17 protein-coding genes are annotated in these 22,973 nt (G+C 46.9%); 15 read left to right on the top strand and 2 right to left on the bottom strand.

Going from position 1 to position 22,973, the window contains the following annotated elements; translation table 11 throughout:
• Positions 1 to 64 precede the first annotated feature (64 nt).
• Positions 65 to 1,486: a 3-isopropylmalate dehydratase large subunit gene (gene leuC, locus ACFQZT_RS11710; protein ID WP_379299869.1), complete on the top strand. Its 1,422-nt coding sequence runs from the start codon at positions 65 to 67 to the stop codon at positions 1,484 to 1,486.
• A gap of 40 nt (positions 1,487 to 1,526) precedes the next feature.
• Positions 1,527 to 2,132 (top strand): 3-isopropylmalate dehydratase small subunit, encoded by a 606-nt coding sequence (gene leuD, locus ACFQZT_RS11705; RefSeq protein ID WP_379299867.1) that lies wholly within the window; start codon positions 1,527 to 1,529, stop codon positions 2,130 to 2,132.
• 88 nt (positions 2,133 to 2,220) lie between these two features.
• Here the strand turns inward: leuD and ACFQZT_RS11700 are convergent, their stop codons facing one another.
• Together ACFQZT_RS11700 and ACFQZT_RS11695 are read right to left on the bottom strand one after the other, a co-directional pair.
• Positions 2,221 to 2,502 carry a hypothetical protein gene (locus ACFQZT_RS11700; RefSeq protein ID WP_379299865.1) on the bottom strand — a complete coding sequence of 94 codons (282 nt, stop codon included), beginning with the start codon at positions 2,500 to 2,502 and terminating at the stop codon, positions 2,221 to 2,223.
• Between the two features lie 43 nt (positions 2,503 to 2,545).
• Positions 2,546 to 2,878: a hypothetical protein gene (locus ACFQZT_RS11695; RefSeq protein ID WP_379299863.1), complete on the bottom strand. Its 333-nt coding sequence runs from the start codon at positions 2,876 to 2,878 to the stop codon at positions 2,546 to 2,548.
• A gap of 169 nt (positions 2,879 to 3,047) precedes the next feature.
• On the opposite strand from ACFQZT_RS11695, the gene ACFQZT_RS11690 reads away from it, so the two are divergent.
• The 13 genes from ACFQZT_RS11690 to parE all read left to right on the top strand — a co-directional run bounded on the left by ACFQZT_RS11690 (position 3,048) and on the right by parE (position 22,955).
• Positions 3,048 to 3,209 carry a hypothetical protein gene (locus ACFQZT_RS11690; protein WP_379299862.1) on the top strand — a complete coding sequence of 54 codons (162 nt, stop codon included), beginning with the start codon at positions 3,048 to 3,050 and terminating at the stop codon, positions 3,207 to 3,209.
• 371 nt (positions 3,210 to 3,580) lie between these two features.
• Positions 3,581 to 5,077 carry an N-acetylmuramoyl-L-alanine amidase family protein gene (locus ACFQZT_RS11685; protein ID WP_379299860.1) on the top strand — a complete coding sequence of 499 codons (1,497 nt, stop codon included), beginning with the start codon at positions 3,581 to 3,583 and terminating at the stop codon, positions 5,075 to 5,077.
• A gap of 55 nt (positions 5,078 to 5,132) precedes the next feature.
• Positions 5,133 to 5,714: a GerMN domain-containing protein gene (locus tag ACFQZT_RS11680; protein ID WP_379299858.1), complete on the top strand. Its 582-nt coding sequence runs from the start codon at positions 5,133 to 5,135 to the stop codon at positions 5,712 to 5,714.
• A gap of 29 nt (positions 5,715 to 5,743) precedes the next feature.
• Positions 5,744 to 8,467: an S-layer homology domain-containing protein gene (locus ACFQZT_RS11675; protein WP_379299856.1), complete on the top strand. Its 2,724-nt coding sequence runs from the start codon at positions 5,744 to 5,746 to the stop codon at positions 8,465 to 8,467.
• A gap of 195 nt (positions 8,468 to 8,662) precedes the next feature.
• Entirely contained in the window at positions 8,663 to 9,334 is a 672-nt protein-coding gene (gene nth / locus ACFQZT_RS11670; RefSeq protein WP_379299854.1) for an endonuclease III, read from the top strand.
• A 24-nt stretch (positions 9,335 to 9,358) separates the two neighbouring features.
• Positions 9,359 to 9,634, top strand: a complete 276-nt coding sequence (locus ACFQZT_RS11665; RefSeq protein WP_379299852.1) for an NAD/NADP transhydrogenase alpha subunit — start codon at positions 9,359 to 9,361, stop codon at positions 9,632 to 9,634.
• Positions 9,635 to 9,709: 75 nt separating this feature from the next.
• Positions 9,710 to 13,387 carry a dynamin family protein gene (locus ACFQZT_RS11660; RefSeq protein WP_379299850.1) on the top strand — a complete coding sequence of 1,226 codons (3,678 nt, stop codon included), beginning with the start codon at positions 9,710 to 9,712 and terminating at the stop codon, positions 13,385 to 13,387.
• A 268-nt stretch (positions 13,388 to 13,655) separates the two neighbouring features.
• Positions 13,656 to 15,479: an ABC transporter ATP-binding protein gene (locus ACFQZT_RS11655; protein WP_379299848.1), complete on the top strand. Its 1,824-nt coding sequence runs from the start codon at positions 13,656 to 13,658 to the stop codon at positions 15,477 to 15,479.
• Positions 15,476 to 17,323 carry an ABC transporter ATP-binding protein gene (locus ACFQZT_RS11650; protein WP_379299846.1) on the top strand — a complete coding sequence of 616 codons (1,848 nt, stop codon included), beginning with the start codon at positions 15,476 to 15,478 and terminating at the stop codon, positions 17,321 to 17,323. The genes ACFQZT_RS11655 and ACFQZT_RS11650 overlap by 4 nt, the downstream gene beginning before the upstream one ends.
• Positions 17,324 to 18,149: 826 nt before the next feature.
• Positions 18,150 to 18,965, top strand: coding sequence for a GDSL-type esterase/lipase family protein (locus ACFQZT_RS11645; protein WP_379299844.1), 816 nt, complete (start codon positions 18,150 to 18,152; stop codon positions 18,963 to 18,965).
• A 13-nt stretch (positions 18,966 to 18,978) separates the two neighbouring features.
• A complete protein-coding gene (locus ACFQZT_RS11640) occupies positions 18,979 to 19,944 on the top strand; it encodes an ABC transporter ATP-binding protein (protein WP_379299842.1) in 966 nt (321 codons plus the stop codon).
• 15 nt (positions 19,945 to 19,959) lie between these two features.
• Positions 19,960 to 20,952, top strand: a complete 993-nt coding sequence (locus ACFQZT_RS11635; RefSeq protein WP_379299840.1) for an ABC transporter permease subunit — start codon at positions 19,960 to 19,962, stop codon at positions 20,950 to 20,952.
• A gap of 29 nt (positions 20,953 to 20,981) precedes the next feature.
• On the top strand, positions 20,982 to 22,955 hold the full coding sequence (parE, locus tag ACFQZT_RS11630; protein WP_379299838.1) for a DNA topoisomerase IV subunit B: 1,974 nt from the start codon (positions 20,982 to 20,984) through the stop codon (positions 22,953 to 22,955).
• The last annotated feature ends 18 nt before the right edge of the window (positions 22,956 to 22,973 follow it).

Raw genomic sequence — 22,973 nt, 5'->3', positions numbered from 1 at the left:
GTATACGTTATGAGGGTAATGCAATTTACATTTAAGAGCGGATTATGACAAGAGGTGACTGGATATGAGTAAAAAAACGATGTTCGAGAAGATTTGGGAAAATCACGTCATTCACCAGGAAGCTGGTAAGCCTAGCGTTATTTATATCGACTTGCAGCTGGTGCATGAGGTAACTTCACCGCAAGCGTTTGAAGGTCTTCGCATGTCGGGACGTAAGGTTCGCAGACCGGATTTGACTTTCGCAACAATGGATCATAACGTTCCGACGAAGGATCGTTACAACATTACAGATCCGATTTCCAAGCAACAAATCGATACGCTTTCGCAAAACTGCCGTGATTTCGGCGTTACATTATTCGACCTGGACAGCATCGACCAAGGTGTCGTGCACGTTATGGGTCCTGAGCTTGGTTTAACACACCCGGGCAAAACGATCGTTTGCGGCGATAGCCATACATCTACGCACGGCGCGTTCGGCGCTCTGGCTTTTGGTATCGGAACAAGTGAAGTTGAGCACGTATTGGCTACCCAAACTTTGCAGCAATCCAAAGCCAAAACGTTGGAAGTGCGCATCAACGGCAGTTTGAAACCAGGAGTTACTGCAAAAGACTTGATTCTTGGCGTTATTGCTAAATACGGCACTGACTTTGCTACCGGTTATGTTATCGAGTACACTGGCGAAGCGATCCGCGGTCTTTCTATGGAAGAGCGTATGACGGTGTGTAACATGTCCATTGAAGCGGGCGCAAGAGCAGGATTGATTGCTCCTGACGAAACGACATTCAACTACCTGCGCGGTCGCGAATATGTGCCGCAAGGCGCTTCATTCGACGCTGCGGTTGAACAATGGAAGCAATATGTGACGGACGAAGGCGCTACTTACGATTGGACTGTAGACTTCGATGCAGATTCCTTGATCCCGCAAGTGACTTGGGGCACGAGCCCAGGTATGGGAACAAATGTAAATGCATTAGTACCGGATCCGCAAAGCTTCGCAACGGAAAATGAACGCAAAGCGGCTGAAAAAGCGCTTGAATATATGGGCTTAACGCCTGGAACACCTATGACCGAACTGAAAGTAGATTATGTCTTTATCGGTTCCTGTACAAACGGCCGTATCGAAGACCTTCGCGCAGCTGCTAAAATTGCACAAGGCTACAAAGTAGATCCTAGTGTAACTGCAATTGTCGTGCCAGGTTCCGGACGTGTCAAAATTCAGGCTGAAAAAGAAGGCTTGGACAAAATATTCGAAGGTGCAGGATTCGAATGGCGCGATGCAGGCTGCAGTATGTGTCTGGCGATGAACCCGGACGTTCTGCAACCAGGACAACGCTGCGCATCCACATCCAACCGTAACTTCGAAGGCCGTCAAGGCCGCGGTGGACGTACGCATCTCGTTTCGCCGGCAATGGCTGTAGCTGCAGCGATTAAAGGCCACTTTGTAGACGTGCGCGATTGGGAAATCAAAGAGTACCAACAAGCATAATTTCGAATGATGGACTGGTAAAGTAAAGGAGAATGAAAATATGGAAGCTTTTAAACAACATACAGGCTTAGTCGGCCCGGTTGACCGTGTGAATGTAGATACAGATGCCATCATCCCTAAACAATTTTTGAAAAGAATTGAGCGTTCCGGTTTCGGCCAGTTCCTGTTCTTCGAATGGAGGTGGGACGAAGCAGGCAACGTGATTGAGAGCTTCCCGCTCAACCAAGATCGTTACCAAGGAGCTTCCGTATTGATCTCGAGAGCTAACTTTGGCTGCGGATCTTCCCGCGAGCATGCGCCTTGGGCGATTCAAGACTTTGGTTTCCGCGTTATTATTGCACCGTCATATGCGGACATTTTCTACAACAACTGCTTCAAAAATGGCATCCTGCCGATCAAGCTGTCCGAAGAGCAGGTTGAAGATTTGTTCCAGCGTACAGCGAAACATGAGGGCTATAAGCTGCATGTTGATCTCGAAAACAACAAACTGACTGACGACTTCGGTCTAAGCATTACGTTTGATCTTGACGAGCACCGTCGCCAGTTCTTGCTGCAAGGTCTGGACGACATCGGCCTGACCCTTCAACACGCGGACAAAATCGCCGCTTACGAAGAAGCTCACAAACAACGTTTGGCTTATAAATAACAGAACAAAAAAAGCGTACCCATTGATTATCATAATCGATGGGTACGCTTTTTTTTCTGAAAATATAGCCCGATGCAAAAGTCTGTGCTTACTGCCAAGGCAAGTACCAAGGGGATTGCGGTTTAGGCGTCAACGGTATGAGCGGCTGAAGTTGTCCGGTAAGTCCCTGGACATGTGGAACCATGTAGAGGACATTAGGGACGGGAGCTACCGTGCTTGGTAATGCTAACCACCAAGGCGGCAAATTAGGAGGCCCATAAAAAGGAGGTCCTTGCGGCGCTATAGGCGTAGTATAACTCGGCGTAGTCGGCATAGTTGGTAATGTTGGCGGAATGGCACCGCTGCCCATTGCTTGCGAATAATAACTCATTGAAATCACTCCTTCCATTGAATGCATGAAAGCTCAGATAGCATCAATAGAAACGCATTTGTTTATATGGTGCTATTAGTGCTTGCTGTTGATTAATAAGGTTATTTAATTCTTGACGAAGTGCCATTTCCTCTTGATAAAGCCTTTGCCTTTCTCCAATATCCCCACCCTTGTTTAAATTGATCTGTTGCGCAATTTGTTTCGCGGATATCTCTTGTTGTTTTTGGCTGATTTGAGCTTGTAAGCTGTTATACTGCATCATGACTTGCGGTGGCAGGGCATATACGGGGGCTGGGCTTGGAATTGGACTCGGAATTGGACTCGGAATTGGACTTGGCGCCGCGAAAGGGGCAGGGCTCGGCGGGGCAACCGGCATTGGAGCCATTCCTGGAGGTTGCCCCATAGCAGGACCGAACCCGGGTGGCAGAAACGGGGCGACAGGGAGCGTGAATGGAGCGGTTGGGAACGTTGGTTGAGCGGGCATCATGGGAGGCTGCCCCATAGCAGGACCAAACCCGGGTGGGAGAAATGGAGCGACGGGGAGCGTGAACGGAGCGCTCGGTAACGGGAATGGACTTGGCCCAGTCGTTGAGCTTGGCGTCATGCTCTTGGAAAAAAATGGCGGAGAACCGCCGGATACTGAGCGATCGAACGGGCCAAGGGATGATGCAGTCGATGGATCATTCGATGAATTCTCTTGCAGGTAATCGTATTGACCTGAATAACATTGACAGGGAGTAAACATCTAACTTTCCTCCTCTATATTAGCGTAAGTCTCTTTACTAATATGCCGGGCAATAGGCTATTGTCACATGGCAATGGCCCAATGTTTTGATAGGGAATATTCATGAAAGCTTGTGTGTACACGAAGATAATCAAATGAGTCATTTATATGATTCTCGTTTGCAACTTTTGGCAGTTTTACACGTCTAATAGAATACCAGATTGTCGTAAGAATGGAGGTTTTGCTGTCGGGAATTTTGCTATTTTGATATAATAAGAGAGTTGTTGCTAGATTCTGGTTGTCTGTTCTCCAAATGCGATAATAATGCCTAATTCCGACATTACATAGAGGTGAATGATGAAATTTCCTGCCCTATTTTTGACACTATTCGTAACGATGATGATCCTGCCTACATATGCATTCGGGGCTGAAGCTTCTTCGAGTGTAATTAAGTTATTTATGAATGAAAAGCAGCTGAAGACAGTCGAAGTTGCTCCACGCATCGTAAACGGCAATACCATAGTACCCGTACGGATTATTGCGGAAGAAATCGGAGCGAAAGTCGCCTGGGATGAAGCTGCCCGCAAAGTAACGATCACCAAAGACGATATGAATATCCAGCTGACCATTGATAGCAAGACCGCTTCCATTAAAGGGAAGAAGCAAACGATGGAAGTAGCTCCTGTTATCGTGGATGGCAATACGATGCTGCCGCTGCGTTTTGTAGGCGAACAATTAGGCGTTGATTTCAATTGGGACGCTTTGACGTATTCGGTACACATGTTCAAAAAGGATGACGTCTCATCCCAACCGGTTACCGCGCCAGCGGATGATATGGACGATATGGGTGGCTCCAACCAGGGAGAAGTTGCAGGCGGTAAGCCTACGACGCCGACTACAGGGACTAAACCCCCAACTACCGGAACAACGACGCCAGCAGAGACTGGTTCTGGAACGGGTGATAAGACGCCTAACCCTAGCGCGCATCTCATTTCGTCGATAGAAATGTCCGAGAAAGAGCTTATTGTTAAAGCAAAAGATGGTACGCTCGCGCCTACGATGATGAAGCTGGCGAATCCGAACCGGATCGTTTTCGATTTTCCGAATATGACTTTGGATGATTCGCTTCGCAAGCAATTGGTGAATAACGCAGGAGAGTTACCTTCCAAGCATCCGCTTGTTCAGAAAGTCCGGTTTTCCAATTTCTCTGACAGCCCGTCAACCGTTAGAGTGATCCTGGATTTGAAGGGCACGGCTGACTACCGAAATCAAGCTTCGAATCAGCCGAATCAATGGAGTTCGGCGATTGAGGAGCACCGATTGACCGTAGTTATTGACGCCGGCCACGGAGATCAAGATCCAGGCGCATTATCGATTACAGGCAAACATGAGAAGGATTTTACCCTATCTACAGCGAAGAAGGTACAGAAGCTTCTTTCTCAGGACAAGCGCGTTCAAGTTCTAATGACCCGTACGGATGATACGTTTGTTGAGCTGGACGGCCGCGTAGCGTTTGCCAATGATAATCAGGCTGATTTGTTTTTATCCATACATGGCAATAGCGCCAAAGCGAGCGTGTCGGGTACAGAGACTTATTATAACAGGCCGGAAAGCCTTTCATTTGCCAATGTCATTCACAAATACCTAATCCCTGCAACCGGATTTGCTGACCGTAAAGTTCGTGTTGCGGACTATCGGGTCATTAAGAAAACGACCATGCCTGCTGTCCTGGTGGAAGTCGGATATTTGTCCAATAAAAACGATGAAGCCGCCATGTACAAGGAAGCTTTTCAGGATCAAGTAGCTGCCGCCCTAGTTACTGCCATCAAAGAATACTTGAATCTCAAATAAGCTTAAGCTTATGAAGCTAGCTTTCCAGCCGGAAAGCTCTTAAGGAGTGAGTCAGATGACCAAACATAGTCGACTAATTCAAGGTGCGCTTCTTGTAAGTGCCATTGCTTTAACCGTTACCGCTTGCGGTCAAAAAGGACTGCAGGTCGGAGGCGCAACACCGCAACCAACGACGCAAGTCCAGTCGCCTGCCGTTCAAAGTCCGCAGCCGACACCTACAGCAACACCTGAAGCGTTGAAGCAAAAGAAAGTGAAAGCCTATTACAGCGATCAAGACGAGATGAAATTAATCGAGAAAGAAGTCACCGTTAGCTTTAAGCAGGACGGCGACGTCTACGAAGCTGCTCTTAACGCGCTGAAAACGAGCGATGACGCTAAAGCTGTCTCCTTGTTTGACGATATGAAGTTTACGAATGTGACCTTGGATAAGGCCAAAGGCGATTTGAAAATCGATCTTAAATTTGGTCCCAAAACGCAGTTGGGCGCACCTGGGGAGGATTTGTTCTTGCAGGCGTTGAAAAAGACAGTTTTTCAATTCCCGGAAATCAAGTCCATCTATGTACTGAAAGATGGCAAACAGGTCGAAAGTTTAATGGGACATTTGGAGCTTCCGTACCCGATCAAACGCCCTAATTAAATGAATATGCAGAGGAGTCCATACAAACAATGAAAAACAGGAAATTAGCAAGTGCAATTCTAAGTTCTTTAATCGCTACGAGCCTTGCAGCTACGCCGGCTTTAGCGGAATCTACGAACCAGACGTCATCCTCTGGCTCGGGTTCAGTGAAGCTTTCTTTTCCCGATGTGAAATCAGATTACTGGGGCATCCGGCATATTTCCAAGCTAGCGTTGGAAGGAATCATTGAAGGTTACGAGGATGGCGCTTATCGGGCGGAAAACTCAGTATCCCAACAGGATGTTCTAATCATGGCAACACGCATGATGGGATTGCAAAGCGATGTTGATAACTTGACGGCATCCACCGTCTTCCCCGACTTCATGCAAGTAGATAATTATGCCCGTAATTATGTCGCTATTGCGCTTCAAAAAGGGCTGATTACGAACGAAGAAGAAAAGGCAAGAAGTCAAGGAGATACATCGAAAGAAAAATGGGGTGCACGCAAAGCGACGAGAGAATGGGTTGCAGAGGTAGTCATCCGTGCTCTCGGTAAAGCGTCTTTGGCCCAAAGTTTGGGTTCGTCTCCAAGTACTTTCAATGACAATAGCGCGATTAGCTACAACGCGTTAGGTTATGTCAATGCTGCAGTGCAGCTTCAAATCGTAAATGGATTTGAGGATGGTTCTTTCCAACCTAAAGGGGCTGTTACACGCGCTCAAATGGCCGCATTTCTCAGCCGTTCCCAGAAAGAACTGACTACACTGCCGTCTCGCGCTGTCAGAGGGTACATGACTACCTTGACATCGGGCAGTATCGCAATTATGGATAAAGATGGCAATACAAGTACATACAAACTTTCTCCAAACGCAGTTTTTTATGGTAAAAAAGATGATATGCCGATAGATCCGAAAACGATTCAAGAAACCTATGAAGTTTCGCTTGTACAAGTTGGCGGAACTGCTTATTACGTAGAAGTATTGAACGATGAGCTTCAAATGGATGTCCATGAAGGCAAATTGCTGAAACTCAACATGAATACGATGAAAGCGACTTTGGATGATTTTGAGAATTACGACCTGACGCCGGATGTGACGGTTACGGATGCGGATGGCAGAGGTCTAAGTCTTGCCTCAATCGTGAACGGCAGCATCATTCAAGTTCGCAAAAGCAAAATCGTAAAAAGCGATAAATACACATCCATTATTGTTAAACAAGTACCTGTCAATAAAAAGGCGAATGGCACCATTCAAACCATCAATAAAGATTCCATGATGCTGACTATGCTCGAAAGCACTTCCGGTCAGCAGGAGAGTTTCAAATTTTCAAGCAACTTAATCGCAACTTTGGCAGACAACTCTTTGGTCGATATCAATTCTCTTCATGTTGGTGATACAGTAGAGTACACGGTCCAAAACAGTGAAGTTGTTAAAATTATTGTTACCAAGCAAGCTGATGTCGGTGTTAGTGTGGAAGGTACGCTGAAAGATTTAAGCGATGACAAATCGTATCTGACGATAACGAAAACCAATGGCGGTGCGCTGGCCTCTTATCTTCTCGGAGATAATGTTCAAGTGCTGATAAACGGTCTCACAACGGCCAGTATTTATGACATCTCTCCTGGAGATCAGCTGAAGCTGGATGTATTAAATAATAAAGTCACGCAAATTACGGTGACGAACCGTTCCATTGAGAACTTATACTTTGCTAAAATTATTTCTTATGATCAAACGAATAAGATTTTGACTGTGAAGGATAATACCGGTGCTCCGCATGCTTATCAATTATCCGAGTCCATGACGATTATGTATAATGGCATGAAGTTGCCGTTTAGCAGTTTCGCTAATACATTCACGACTGGCAAATATGTAGATTTATTAGTTTCCAAGAATAATGTGACACAAATTCAAATGTCTACGCAATTAACGGGGACACTGACGCAACTGAACTTACAAACAAGCGATATTACGTTGAAAACCGACAGCGGTCAAAGCTTAAGCTTTAAGTTGACCTATGCCCCAATGGTTGAATTGGCAAATAAACCAAACAGTACGATTTCTGATTTGAAAGTTGGCGATGGCGTAAGCTTGCTCTTAAGTTTTGATCAAACGATGGTCATAAAAATTGTGACTAGCAAAACAGCTTTATATAAAACGGTCCTGCCTAATGTCAACAGTAAACAGCTTACTGTAGCGGATGAGGCCAATACAACGTCAGTTATTAGCCTTGACGGTGTTCCCATTGTAAGAGCTGATCAATCCGTTGGCGCAATGACAGATTTCTTGCCGGATGAATATGTTAGGCTTACGTTTAAAGGTCTGGCAGTCGTGAAAGCCGAGCTAGTGGACGCTGTACGCGGTAAGGTAACCGCAGTGGATTCTGCAACGTCGAGCTTGACCGTTCAAGATTTCACCGGCAAAAGCCAAGTGATCGCAGCCGGCAGCAATTTTGCAGTTAAATTGAACGGCGGGGCGCCGATGAGCTTTTCGTCGATTAAAGTGGGCGATCGCGTTCAAGTGATGAAGGATGCAAGCGATAAACTGATTATTCAAGTGGCAGCTGCAGCTAAACGTGAATTCGCAAGTTATAATAACATTGTGAATCAAATGAATTTCAAAGCGTCGAGCTCAAGCGATAAAAATGTTTATAATATTTTCCCAAGAGCTTATTATCATAAAGGTACGGATGTATTAACAGCTTCTTCGTTCCAAGCAGGAGACCAAGTGATGGTCTATGTGCTGGATGACAAAGTTGTTGAAATGGATAAACAATAGTTTGAACAAAATTTGAAACGGATTCGTCTGTATGATTAGGAGCTTGTTTCCTGATGCAGGCGGATCTTTTTTTTGCAGACTTTAAAAAAAACTTGTAACTTTTAAAAAATGTTCGCATTTTGACGCTTTGAAGCATTGATTCTACCGCAACAATTCGCTACACTGGAGAATATTACGCCTCAAGGAAGAAACGACATGACACAGAAGCTGGTTAGGCATATTTTAGATACGATTGGTGAGCTGTTTCCGGATGCGCATTGCGAGCTGCATCACAGCAATCCGTTTGAACTGACTATCGCCGTGCTTTTATCGGCACAGTGTACCGACGAAACCGTGAATAAGGTGACCCAATCCTTGTTTCAGAAGTATAAAAGGCCCGAAGATTATTTAGCAGTGCCTTTAGAAGAGTTAGAGCAGGATATTCGCAGGATAGGCTTGTTCCGCAATAAGGCGAGCAACATTCAGAAGTTGTGCCGATTGCTGCTGGACAAGTATGATGGTCAAATTCCGGAAAAGCACGAACAGCTAGTCGAACTGCCTGGCGTCGGACGTAAAACAGCGAATGTGGTCGTATCGAATGCTTTCGGCGTACCTGCCATCGCGGTAGACACTCATGTGGAACGTGTTTCCAAAAGGCTTGGCCTAGCGGATCCCGATGATTCCGTACTTGAAGTTGAAAAGAAGCTGATGAAGAAAGTACCGCGTGAAGAGTGGACACAGACGCATCACCGCCTCATATTTTTTGGCCGGTACCATTGCAAAGCGCAAAGTCCGCAATGCGAGGTATGTCCTCTGCTGGACAAGTGCCGTGAAGGCAAATCACGTATGAAACCAAGTAAACCTAGAAAAGCTATTACAAACAATTGATATGCAAACAAAGGATGGGATGAAATGAAATGCATCGCCGTATACACCAATAGTTTTGAATTGTTCTCTGATATCTATGAACAAGTGATTAATACGCCTTTAAAAGAGAACGAGGAAAAGGTCATCGAAGGCGTAACCGTCAGCGAGTCCGGTGAAGTTCCGCAAAACTACATAGACAAAATGAAAACGAAGCCCGAAGTCGTTGTCATGAAGGTAAAAGATTCGGATATTACGATTTTGCAGCATCGTGATGTGTTTGAAATTTTCTTGCCGGAAAACGAAAAAGTGGTTATGTCCTAAATCTCCCTCGTGGAGATTTTTTTCTGTATAATCATAAGGTTATGGATTGGTTAGTTTAGCTGGGGGAGATTGACGATGAAACTAATGACAGAGGCAAGCGCACAGACGATGCCGGAAGCTATGCAACGCATGCAGAACGTTCTGCGTGATTCTGGAGATTTGGATAACGCGAGCAAACTGGGACAGTTGCTCGATAAAATAAGCTTGGGACGCATGAATATCGCGTTTTGCGGGCATTTTTCCGCAGGAAAGTCGACGCTGATCAATCAGCTTTGCGGTCACCCATTACTGCCGTCAAGTCCGATTCCGACAAGTGCTAATATTGTGAGTATTCGAAATGGAGAGCCTGGAGCTCATGTGACGCATCGCGATAAAGCAACCAAACAGACGATACCTCTTGAAGAATTAGAAGCTTATGCAGTCAATGGGACTGACATTGAATCGGTGGAGATCACCTATCCGATTCCATTTTTAGCGGAGAATGCGGCGCTGCTTGATACGCCAGGGATAGATTCTACGGATGATGCGCATCATCAGTCGACGGAATCAGCTTTACACTTGGCCGATGTCGTGTTCTATGTGATGGACTATAATCATGTCCAATCTGAGATCAATCTGGCATTCACAAAGAAGATGAAAGAGTGGGAAAAACCGCTCTATCTCGTTGTGAACATGATTGATAAACATAAGGAGTGGGAGCTTTCCTTCGCTCAATATCAGGAAGGAACGAAGCAAGCATTTCTAAACTGGGGCATCGAGCCAGACGGTATATTATACGTGACCATGAAGGAGCCGAGCCATCCTCATAATGAATATGCGAAATTGCGATGGCTCCTCAGTGGACTGATTGCGCGCGGTGAGGCGCTGCAAAGCGTAAGCCTCGACGCATCCGCGCGCTATTTGGCGGCGGAGCACGGCAATTGGTTGGCGGAGCAGCATGAGCCGCAGAAGGCGGCACTTATGGAACAGATTCGCCAGGACGCCGACGTGCAGGCGGTGCAGGAGCAAGCTGAGGCGAAGCAGAGCGAGCTGAATGGGTTGAGAGAGCTGCCGGAGACGTTGACGGCAGCTTTGCGCAAGGAAGTTGGCGTCATCATCGAGAACGCCAACATTACGCCGGCCTTGACCCGGGATCAGGCTCACACGTATTTGGAGAGCCGCAAGCCGGGGTTCAAGATCGGGTTTTTCTCGCGGGCTGCGCAGACAGCCGCGGAGACGCAGAAACGGCTGCAAGCGTTTCGGGATGATTTGGCCGAACAGGTGGAAGCCCAGCTCGACTGGCACCTGCGGGATGCGCTGAAGAAGGCGGCCCAGCAGCAAGGACTGCATGATTCGGCGCTCATCGCGCAGATCGAAGCGCTTCAGGTGGAGGTAACGCCGGAGTGGCTGGCGGCGCAAGTGAACGCTGGAGCTGTTTTCGGCGGCGAATATACGCTGAACTACATGAAGCAAGTGGCTGCTGACATCAAGCAGCAGTACCGCAAACAGGCGTTTGCGGTGATCGACCAGCTCGCGGCAACTGTCCGCGAGCGCTCCGGGCAAGCGGCTGACGCGCTTGCCGAAGAATTGGCGGCGCTGGAAGGCCGTCTCAGCGCCTGCCGCGAACTGCAGCGGCTTCAGGACCTTGAAGCCGCTGCGCAGGCTGAACTGCTGCAAATGGCCAGCTGGCGGAAGCCGCTTCCGCCGGCGCTGCCGGATTTGCAGCAGTTCGCTGCCATGGAGGAGCCGGCAGACTCCCCGCTGAGCGGGGGGCTGCACGTGACCTCCATGGGCACGATTTTGCAGGCCGCCGCCACGGCGTCGGCGGCCGCGGGCGTGAACGCTGCCTCCGCAGAGGCAGCGCCGGCGCCTTCCGTGTTCACCTCGGGTGAACACGTGGGGCGCATGGAGCGCAAGGCCGCAGCGCTGCAGTCGGCCTCGACGCTCATCGACGGTTTGCCGTCGATGAAGTCGCTCGCGCGCGCCATGCGCGATAAAGCGGAACGTCTGCGCCAGCGGACGTTCACGATTGCGCTGTTCGGCGCATTCAGCGCCGGCAAATCGTCTTTCGCCAATGCACTGATTGGCGAAAGAGTTTTGCCGGTATCGCCGAACCCGACGACGGCGGCGATCAACAAGATCATGCCGCCGCAAGAAGGTTGGCCGCATGGCACGGCCAAAGTCAAAATGAAATCGGCCGATGCCATCCGGCAGGATGTTCTCTACTCACTGGACATACTTGGCGTGCAGGCTGCGGATATGCAGGCCGCCTTGCAGCGCATCAGCAAATTGTCACCGGCTGATGTGACGGCGAAAGGCAAACCGCACTATTCGTTCTTGAAAGCCGTTGAAAAAGGCTGGGCATTGGCAGCAGACAATCTCGGTATTGAGCTGAAAATTACAAAGGACGAATTTGCCAGTTATGTAGCTGACGAGTCCAAATCATGTTTTGTAGAATTTATTGAGCTTTATTATTCAAATCCGCTCACGGAACAAGGCATTATTTTCGTTGATACACCTGGGGCCGACTCGATCAATGCCCGCCATACGGGCGTAGCTTTTAATTATATCAAGAACGCGGATGCGATTCTTTTTGTCACCTATTACAATCACGCCTTCTCACAGGCGGATCGTGAGTTTCTTTTGCAGCTTGGACGCGTGAAAGACAGCTTCGAAATGGATAAAATGTTCTTCATCGTCAATGCCGCGGATTTGGCTTCGAGCACAGACGAGTTAGAAGGCGTCGTCAAGCATGTGGAGACGAATTTGGTGCAGCATGGCATCCGAAATCCGCGTATCTATCCGATCTCAAGTTACCTGGCAGCAGAAGGTAAAATTACCGGTAGCGATTCACTGGTTGCGCAATCGGGTATCCGGCCTTTCGAGCAAGATTTTGTTCAATTCACATTTAACGAGCTTAGCGATGTTGCGATCCATGCGGCGAATCTGGAGCTGAATCGCGCGTATCAGACGATGCAGAATTGGTTGGAAAGCGCAAAAACAGGCGAAGAACAACGGAAGAAGCAAATTGCGCAATTACAATTGGCCGAAGAGTCAGCCCAAAAGCTGCTGCAGGAGAGCGAATATACGCCTGAACTGAAAGAAATGAAAAAAGAAGTTCAGGAGCTTCTTTACTACGTCAAGCAGCGAACCATGTTTCGCTTTGGCGAGCTTTATAACTTCGCTTTTAATCCTTCTACTTTCCGGGAGGAAGCACGTGATCCTAAGCAAGCTTTACAGTTTGCATGGGCAGAACTTTTGCGCATGATTGCGTTTGACTTGTCACAAGAGGTTCTAGCAACAACGCTCCGTGTTGAGAATAAGATGAATCAAATCAGCAGCAATCGAATAGGGCGCTGGGAAGAGCAAATCTCGGAACTCATGGAAGGATTCGAAAGCGGCACCTACGAGCCGCAGAAGTTCAATACGCCTGAAGTGAGTGCTCAATTGGAAGTGACCGACGTCCCGCTTAAGCTTCTGCAAAGCTACTTCAAAAATGCGAAGCAGTTTTTCGAAGGGGACGGCAAAAGCAAGCTGAGAACTGAACTTGAAAATCGCATGAATGCACCCGTAGCATTATTCATTGAAAAACAAACCGAATGGCTCGAACGCTCGTATGCGGACCAGCTTGAGGAGTGGCTCCTGCATTTGAAAAATCAGATGCTCCAGCAGCTAAACGAACACACCCGCGGCATGTTGGATGCCTTAGAAATGAAGATTGATTTGAATGAACTGATCTCCAAACAGCATCAATTAAAAGCATTTATGGATTGACAATCGGGAAGAGCTGAACAAGTTTGTGAGAACTTGTCCGGCTCTTTTGTTTGCATTGTTATGTAAAGGCTTACATTGATGGTTATTCGGATGATTTCCAAGAATAGGGTGGATTCATGCTTGTTTTTGTGTATTTATGGTCATTTAAGCGTTTAAATCCTCTTATCCTCTCATTGCTCCGATATAGGGATGGTGTTAAGATTCATAAAGGTTTTAAAACGCTTTCTTAGCTTTTCCAATTTTTCCTTCATGAGGAGGGCTCACTGAGGTGGATGTGTTCAGGCAACTGAAACAGTTTTATTGGCCGGAGAAAAAATTGTTATTCGCTTCAATTTTTTGCTTGGCAGTGACAACCGCGCTAGGTCTCGTGTATCCGAATTTGCTGCGCTATTTGATCGACAACGTCATTAGCAAAAAGCAATTTGGCCTCGTTCCTAAATTGTCATTGATCGTGGTTGGCGTCGTATCGTTGAAGGGATTGTTTCAATTTTTACATGGTTTGAGCGGAGGACGATTGGGGAACCGGGTTGCTTTTCACTTGAGAAATGCACTCTATAACAAACTCCAGTATTTATCCTTTCAGTATTACGATCAAGCGAGAACTGGAGACTTGATGTCCAGACTGACAGCAGATTTGGAACAGATCCGCAACTTTATCGGCTTTGGCTTCGCCCAGCTGTTGAATGTCGCCTTGATGCTTGTGTTCGGTATGGGCATGATGTTCTCAATCAACTGGCAGCTCGCACTACTGACTATGATTTCAATGCCTTTCTTAGCGTTTACCGCAATCCGGTTTGAAGGAAAGATTCATCCCGCGTTTCGCTTGGTAAGGCAATCGCTAAGTACGATGACAACTGCGGTGCAGGAAAATATTACTGGGGTACGGACAGTGAAATCATTCGCCCGAGAGCCTCATGAAGTAACCAAGTTTTCGGTCCGCAACGAAAATTACAAGTCAATGAATATTGAAACCGCAGGGATATGGGCCAAATATTTTCCTGTCATGGAAATTCTGGCAAATCTGAGTGTTGTTATTTTGTTAGGCGTTGGCGGTTACATGGTCATTGCAGAGACGATAACGCTAGGCGAACTCGTCGCATGCTTCAGCTTAATCTGGTATATTATCGGCCCTATGTGGGGGCTAGGGTTCCATATTAATAACTTTACGAATACCAAGGCTTCAGGCGAAAAGATTTTGGAGATTTTACATCAATATATGCATGTCAAAGATCAACCTGATGCCATTGAATTGCAAGAAAGTGAAGTGAAGGGCCATATCCATTTTGATCATGTGACCTTTGCATATCCGGAAAAGCAGCCTGCCTTATATGATTTCACGGTTGATGCGCCTCCAGGCTCTGTCATTGGGCTATTGGGCAGCACCGGATCGGGGAAATCGACGGTCATTTCCTTGCTCATGAGAGCTTATAACGTAAAAGAGGGAAAGGTTACGCTTGACGGTATCGATGTTCGCTCAATAAGCGTTGAAAGTCTTCGAAATCAGATCGCGACCGTGTTTCAAGAAACGTTCTTATTCTCTTCTACAATACGTAACAATATCGCTTACGGACGTAAGCAGGTAACGATGGAAGAGATCATACGCGCAGCTAAATTGGCCAAAGCGCATGATTTCATCATGGAACTGCCAGAAGGTTACAACACAGTCGTCGGTGAGCGGGGACTCGGCTTGTCCGGCGGCCAGAAGCAGCGGATCGCCATTGCCAGAGCGCTGCTGAAAGATCCCAAAATACTCGTTCTGGACGACGCAACCAGCGCGGTGGATATGGAAACGGAGCATGAAATTCAAGCAGGATTCAGCGAGGTGATGCAAGGACGTACGACATTCATTATTGCGCATCGGATCTCTTCGTTGAAGCATGCCAACGAGATTTTAGTTTTGGATCAAGGGCGAATCGTGCAGCGAGGGACCCATCAGGAGCTTCTGCAGCAGGATGGACTCTACCGGCAAACCTATCGAATCCAGTATGCCGATCATCCGAGCGCAGCGCAATCAGGAGCGGATCAAGCTGCGGCAACTGCGATCGATACGGATAACCACTCATCTTCTTTGGAAAGAAGGTTAGCGCATTGAGTATTTCATCCAAGCAGGCCGACGCATCGGCGAAAACCGAGGAATCACAAGCGGGCCAGCGATTTGTGTATCAAGATGATGAATTAATTGATAAACCTTTTGATTGGGGTCAACTTCGGCGATTGTTTAGCTATATGAAGCCTTACAAGAAACAAATGCTGCCGATCATCATCATCATGATGTTGGTCGGCGCGATTACGAAGCTGACGATTCCTCTGTTGATCCGATTTGCCATCGATGATGCGATCACGCCCAAAAATCGAAATTTGCTGATGATCATCGTAGGCATCATGCTTGCCGTTTATATCATTCAGTGGTTGGCTAATACATTTCGCATCAAATACACCAATATGATTGGGCAGCGCGTCATCTATGATCTTCGTCATGATTTGTTCAGCCACATTCAGAAACTTTCTTTTCGTTTCTTTGATACGCGCCCGGCGGGATCTGTGTTGGTTCGGATTACTAACTATGTAAATTCCTTGCAGGACTTGTTCACGAACGGGGTCGTTAACTTGTTAATCGACTGCGTGCAACTGTGCGGCATCATTATTATATTGCTCAGTTTTAACTTTAAACTCGGGGCTGCTATTATTGTAACGGTACCACTGATGTTTCTCGTGTCCACGAAGCTGAGATTGAAAATTCGCCGCGCCTGGCAGGACGTTACCATTAAGCAGTCTCGTTTGAACTCGCATTTGAATGAATGCATTCAAGGCATCCGCGTTACACAAGCCTATACGCAAGAAAAGGAAAATATCGGCTATTTTCACCACATGAATATGGTCAATCGGTTGTCTTGGAATCGCGCGTCCATGCTCAATCAGAGCTTTGGTCCCATTATTGAAGTCACCGGTGCGATAGGTTATTGCATTCTCTTTTGGTTAGGCGCTTATCTCATTCAAACCGAGGAGATCACCGTAGGTTTGCTGGTCGCATTCGCCACGTACATAGGCTATTTCTGGGAGCCGATTACACGATTAGGACAGATGTATTCGCAGCTTCTCGTTGCTATGGCATCTGCAGAACGTATCTTTGAATATATCGATGAGAAGCCGACAGTAGCTGAATTGCCGGGTGCTCCTGAACTCAAGAATATCGTAGGCAACGTGAAGTTCGAGAATCTGGTATTTGAATACGAGCCCGGCCGCCCTGCATTAAAAGGGATTAACCTCGATGTTGAGGCCGGTCAATCGATTGCATTAGTCGGTCATACGGGCTCCGGTAAAAGTACCATCATGAATTTGCTGTGCCGCTTCTATGATCCTGTCGAGGGTCGCGTACTGATCGATGGTCAAGATATTCGCGAAGTTACGATTCAAAGTCTCCGTTCTCAAATCGGGATCGTTCTTCAAGATACGTTTATCTTCTCCGGTACGATTCGTGATAACATCCGATTTGGCCGGTTGGATGCAACGGATGCGGAAGTGGAGCTAGCCGCAAAAGCCGTTCATGCGCATGACTTTATCGTCAGCCTGCCCCATGGCTATGATACCGAAGTGCAGGAGCGGGGCAACGTGTTATCAATGGGACAGCGGCAATTGATTTCCTTTGCCCGTGCGCTGCTCGCCAATCCGCGCGTTCTTATTCTAGATGAAGCGACGGCAAGCATTGATACGGAGACTGAGCTGAAAATTCAAGAAGCGCTCAAAACATTGCTCGCGGGCCGTACCTCATTCATCGTTGCTCATAGGCTTTCTACGATCCGGGGAGCCGATAAAATCATCGTCCTGGATCATGGACGCATGATGGAAAGCGGAAATCATGACGAGCTCATGAAAGTGCAAAAAATTTATTACGGCTTGATCCAGGCCCAGTACAAGTTTTTGCAGGACGCAGTGTGAAGAAACAAATAAACTGTTTGACTGCTTCTGCGGTCAGGCAGTTTTTTTTGTAGACAAATGAAAAGATGAACGGCCATCGTCCAAGAATCCCATTTCTTGTGACCCGTATTCTGTAAATAAGGAGTTTAGGGACGCTAATATGTGTGGATTAGACATTTGCTGCGTTAACTAAGTCTCTGGGGATTTTATGTTTCTTTTAACTAATGTTTCATTTGATTTTTATTACTGATAGAATATAGAATAGAGAACATATGATCTGTCTATGCACTTTGGGCACTCTTCCATAAAACCAGGAAACCATTGACGGTTTAGTACTGGGCCACATACCTCGTCGCCCATAACAAACGCGGTAAATCGGCTTTGTCGCTTTCTGATGTTTACGGCCTACTGCGTGAGATTGAAAGTATGCAGTTCCAGCAGATTAAAGAATATGGGTCGCTATTAGCGCACCTTTTGGACGCAAATTCTTTAGAGGCATGCTCCAAACAGGTCCCGAACGAACAAAAGTCTTTAATCAAAGAACCATGTTCGTTATTTATTGTCATTCGTTCTTTAATCGACTCTTAGATGGAGATTCTTCTTTTTTAGCGTCTCTCCGGTCTCTAATAGAGAACTTCTGTTCTATATGTCCCCCTGCACAGTGGCCACTTTAAATTACCAGAATTTGTGTGGCAGCATGTTATGAGTTCTTACTTTGAAGAAATTTGTTTTCGGTTTAACGCATATGGAAGCCAACCATCCTCCATAGAACTGGAGTTTGCAAATTCATCCAAGAAGCTTTACTCTTATAGTGAATTATGCCATTTATTCGCAGGAGGGAACAGGCTTGAGATCATCTCGTTTTATATGGGGAGCGATTGGACTAACGGCTTCGATTTCGACGATCGTGTTTGCGGTCGGTTTTGCATACGCGGCGAATCAAATTTGGTTTCCGAGAGCGTCCGGAGATCTTGCTATATCAGCGCCAGCTGCTAAACAAGAAACGGTCATCGAGAGTAAAAATAAATTGCAAATCGTTGCGCTCGGCGATTCGCTTACAGCAGGGACAGGCGATAACACGGGAAAAGGGTATGTCGGACGCGTTCGAGAAAAGCTGGAACAGCAAAGCGGTAAGCCGGTTTTTGTTTTGAATAACTTGGCGATACCCGGATATAAGAGCGATCAGCTTTTAAATGATCTGGCTTTGAAAAAGACACAAGACGCCCTATCTCAGGCGGATATCATTCTGCTGACGATCGGCGGCAATGATATTTTTGCAGGCGGCGAAGGTATTTTTACCGGAGAAAATCAAACGGAATTTAACCCGGAGGGAGCGCTTAAACGAATAGATCCCGCTCTAGCGCGAATGGATCAAGTTTTTAAGACGATCAATAAAGCGAACCCTCATGCAATTGTCATGTATGTCGGACTGTATCATCCGTTTCTGGATCTTGACCCTAAGAGAGAAGGTTCGCTTATTGTGCAGCGCTGGAACGACAGTGTCTTTGCGATGACAAACCGATATCCGAATATGATAATCGTCCCAACTTATGATTTATTTGAGCAAAATTTGATCAAATATTTGTCTTCTGCCGATCATTTTCACCCGAATGGGGATGGTTATGAGCGAATTGCGGATCGGATTGTGCAAATTTTAAAGTAAGGGAGGCGTTATCATGATAAGAGCGTTATCGAATCCAGAGACTGTGTTATCAGTGAAAAATGTTAAGAAACGGATCAAGAACAAAGAAATCATTAAAGGGATTTCGTTCGATGTGTATGCCGGTGAAATATTTGGATTTCTTGGACCCAACGGATCGGGTAAAACGACGACCATTCGCATGCTCGTTGATTTGATACGGCCGACTGAAGGGTCTATTCATATCTGCGGTCACGATGTTCACAAAGAGCATGATCAAGCGCTCCGTCATGTAGGATGCATCGTCGAGAACCCTGAGCTGTATTCTTATTTGACAGGTTGGGAAAATTTGGAGCATTTTGCAAGTATGCTTCCAGAGGTAGATGATAAACGCATCGCTGAAGTCGTAGAAATTGTTGGTATGGACGGGCGCATTCATGATAAAGTGCGGACTTACTCCCTTGGCATGCGTCAACGCCTTGGCATTGCTCAAGCCTTGCTTGGCAGGCCAAGTCTGCTCATTTTGGACGAGCCTACCAATGGTCTCGACCCGCAAGGCATCAAGGAGATGCGTGAATTCATTCAGCGTCTGGCAGAAGGCGGACTAAGCTTGTTTGTATCGAGTCATCTATTGAGTGAAATTCAGCAAATGTGCGATCGTGTGGCAATTATAAGTCACGGGCAGGTCATTAAGGTCGGGTCCGTTGAAGAACTTGTTGCGCAAGGCGGTAAAGTCGTTTGGACTGTATCTCCTGGCGATAAAGCTGAGAAGTTGCTGGCCTCGTCCCCATATGTTACTGGAATGGATGAACCCCCCCAGGAGATCGGGAACGGACAGGATGCGAATATTCAACTTATTGTGACACAGATGAATAAGGAACACGTGCCGCTGGTAAGTCGCGAATTGATGGAAGCAGGAATTAGTCTCTACGCCGTAGAAATCAAAAATCCAACTCTCGAAGATTTATTTTTGAGCCTAACCGAAGGGGAGAAAATTGGATGAGGGAGGGTGAAAGCTTTGAGCAGTTTATATCCATTAGTCAAAAATGAATGTATTAAAATGATCAAAAAGAAACGTTTTTATGTTATATTACTAATCTTGCTTGCCCTCATTCCGATGTTTACATATGCGCAACTGAGAGTGGCGCAAAACACGCGAAAACAGTTCGGTACGACGGACTGGAAAGCGGATCAACGCCAGAAAATTGCCGATTGGGAAAAACGTCTTAGCTCCGCACGGACGCCGGACGAATGGAAGCGCCAATTGAAAGTTCAAATCCAAATCGCCAATTATTATCTGGAAAAAGGCGTCGATCCGAGCTCGCCGAATGCGGTGACGTTTACGCGAGAATTTGTCAAAAATGCGGTCGGATTGTTCATCCCACTGATCATTATGGTCATATCCGCAGACATCGTATCATCGGAGCATTCTACGGGGACTATTAAATTATTGTTGACAAGACCGGTCAGGCGATGGAAAATCCTTATGAGTAAACTTATTACCGTAATTTTCTTTACTTCGCTAACGGTTCTGTCTACGGGCGTGCTTTGTTACTTGATTTCCGGTATCGTTTTCGGGTATAACGGATGGACAATGCCGGTTTTTACCGGCATCCAGCTTATGGGGTCCGACGTTGACTTTAGCCTCGTTCGCGCAGTAGATCAATGGTTCTTCCTATTGATGGAGTTTGGCTTGGTCTGGTTTGCAGCGGTAGTAGTTGCCCTTATGTCGCTTATGTTATCCGTTTTAATTCGATCCACTGCCGCAGGAATGGGTGTCATGCTCGCGGTATTAATTTCTGGAACGATCCTTTCCAACATGGTCTCTTCATGGGAAACGGCAAAATACTTATTCATGGTGAATTTGGATTTGACCAAATATTTGACGGGGGCTCTCCCTCCCATCAAAGGGATGGACTTGACCTTTTCCCTTAGCGTATTGAGTGTATGGGCGATTGCTTCATTGATCGTTTCATTTACCGTATTTACACGTAAAGATGTATTGAATTAATTGTGCAGTAAAGTTGAAGGAGGACCTCGATGACCGAGCAGCTAGAAATATTTTCGAATGGTAATGTCCAAGTGTCCGATTATAATGCCGACGATATTCAGGTACTGGAAGGCCTTGTCGCCGTCCGCAAAAGACCGGGTATGTATATCGGCAGCACCAGCACGTCGGGACTACATCATTTGATCTGGGAGATCGTGGATAATGCGGTGGATGAACATCTGGCCAAGCATTGTTCCAAGATTAACGTGACCATACATAAAGATCAATCCGTCACTGTACAGGACAACGGCAGGGGCATACCGACGGGGATGCATAAGACAGGAATTCCAACACCACAGGTTGTATTTACGATTTTGCATGCTGGCGGTAAATTCGGCGGGGCGGGCTATAAAAAGTCCGGAGGACTCCATGGTGTGGGCGCTTCCGTAACGAATGCGTTATCGGAGTGGTTGGAAGTTGAGATTTATCGGGATAGTAAAATCCACAAGATGCGGTTCGAGTACTGGGTGGACGAGGCCGGCATTGAGCATGTAGGTGAACCTGTTACAGGTCTTGATGTTATTGGCAATACGAACCGTACGGGTACGAAAGTGACATTTAAACCGGACAAGCGCGTGTTCCAAGGCGGAACAACCATCAACTATGATACGCTCGCTGAACGGCTTCAGGAAATTGCCTTTTTGAACTCAGGACTTCAGGTCAACTTGAAGGATGATCGAACGGACAAGCAGGATTCGTTCCAATACGAAGGCGGCGCGAGCCAGTTCGTCGAGTTTTTGAACGAAGAAAAGACGGTGCTTCATCCTGTCATTCATTTTGCAGCGGAGAAAGACGAGATCGAAGTGGAAGTCGCCTTGCAGTACAATGACGGCTACACGGAAACCATTGCGTCATTCGTAAACTCCATTCCAACCCGCGGCGGCGGTACGCACGAAACCGGCTTCAAAACGGCCTACACCCGCGTGATGAATGAATATGCCCGTAAAGGGGGCATTCTCAAAGAAAAAGAGAAAAATTTGGACGGAACCGATCTCCGCGAAGGTATGATGGCGGTTATTAACATTAAGATGGGCGACGTGGAATTCGTCGGACAAACCAAGGATCAGCTCGGCAGCGCGGTTGCCCGAAGCGCGGTTGATGCGGTTGTTTCCGATAAGATGGCCGTTTTCCTTGAGGAAAACCCGCAAATCGCTCAAATGATGCTGAAAAAAGCGGTCCAAGCTTCCAAAGCGCGCGAAGCCGCACGCAAAGCGCGTGAAGAAATCCGCAGCGGGAAAAAGGGCAAAAGCGAAAGCTCGAACCTCGGCGGCAAGCTGACTCCTGCGCAGTCCAAAGATTATGAGCGCAATGAATTGTTCATTGTGGAAGGGGATTCGGCCGGCGGTTCAGCCAAGCAAGGACGCGATTCGAAGCATCAGGCGATTCTCCCGCTCAAAGGGAAGCCGATGAATCCTGAGAAGGCGAAGCTTCTTGATATTATGAGGAACGACGAGTACAAGGCGATTATTACGGCGATCGGTGCAGGGGTCGGTTCGGAATTCGAATCAACCGAAAGCAATTACGGCAAAATTATCATAATGACGGATGCGGATACGGATGGCGCGCATATCCAAGTGCTGCTGCTGACTTTCTTTTACCGTTACATGAAGCCGTTAATCGATGCAGGAAAAGTTTTTATCGCACAACCTCCGCTTTATAAAGTAACGAAAAAAGGCGGCAAGAACCAAGGCCACCGTTATGCTTGGACCGATGAACAGCTGCAAACGCTTATGAAAGAATTCGGTAAAAATACCGAACTGCAGCGATATAAAGGACTCGGCGAGATGAATCCGGATCAATTATGGGAAACGACGATGAATCCGGAAACCCGTACGCTGCTTCAGGTACAAATTGAGGATGCAGCCAAAGCGGAGCGCCGGGTAACGACGTTAATGGGCGATAAAGTGGATCCCCGTAAACGATGGATTATCGAGAACGTCGATTTTACAGAATACGAAGAGTAGACCAAAAAGAGTGGTGAC

The sequence above is a fragment of the Paenibacillus sp. GCM10027628 genome, assembly GCF_042676385.1.
Classification (GTDB): domain Bacteria; phylum Bacillota; class Bacilli; order Paenibacillales; family NBRC-103111; genus Paenibacillus_E.
This window is presented reverse-complemented; position numbering and strand designations above follow the sequence as displayed.

Excerpts from the sequence above, each read along its gene's own strand:
- ACFQZT_RS11700 (WP_379299865.1), bottom strand. The coding sequence starts at position 2,502 with ATGAGTTATTATTCGCAAGCAATGGGCAGCGGTGCCATTCCGCCAACA.
- nth (WP_379299854.1), top strand. The coding sequence starts at position 8,663 with ATGACACAGAAGCTGGTTAGGCATATTTTAGATACGATTGGTGAGCTG.
- parE (WP_379299838.1), top strand. The coding sequence starts at position 20,982 with ATGACCGAGCAGCTAGAAATATTTTCGAATGGTAATGTCCAAGTGTCC.
- leuD (WP_379299867.1), top strand. The coding sequence starts at position 1,527 with ATGGAAGCTTTTAAACAACATACAGGCTTAGTCGGCCCGGTTGACCGT.
- ACFQZT_RS11660 (WP_379299850.1), top strand. The coding sequence starts at position 9,710 with ATGAAACTAATGACAGAGGCAAGCGCACAGACGATGCCGGAAGCTATG.
- ACFQZT_RS11675 (WP_379299856.1), top strand. The coding sequence starts at position 5,744 with ATGAAAAACAGGAAATTAGCAAGTGCAATTCTAAGTTCTTTAATCGCT.
- ACFQZT_RS11695 (WP_379299863.1), bottom strand. The coding sequence starts at position 2,878 with ATGCCGGTTGCCCCGCCGAGCCCTGCCCCTTTCGCGGCGCCAAGTCCA.
- ACFQZT_RS11640 (WP_379299842.1), top strand. The coding sequence starts at position 18,979 with ATGATAAGAGCGTTATCGAATCCAGAGACTGTGTTATCAGTGAAAAAT.
- ACFQZT_RS11685 (WP_379299860.1), top strand. The coding sequence starts at position 3,581 with ATGATGAAATTTCCTGCCCTATTTTTGACACTATTCGTAACGATGATG.
- ACFQZT_RS11680 (WP_379299858.1), top strand. The coding sequence starts at position 5,133 with ATGACCAAACATAGTCGACTAATTCAAGGTGCGCTTCTTGTAAGTGCC.
- leuC (WP_379299869.1), top strand. The coding sequence starts at position 65 with ATGAGTAAAAAAACGATGTTCGAGAAGATTTGGGAAAATCACGTCATT.
- ACFQZT_RS11665 (WP_379299852.1), top strand. The coding sequence starts at position 9,359 with ATGAAATGCATCGCCGTATACACCAATAGTTTTGAATTGTTCTCTGAT.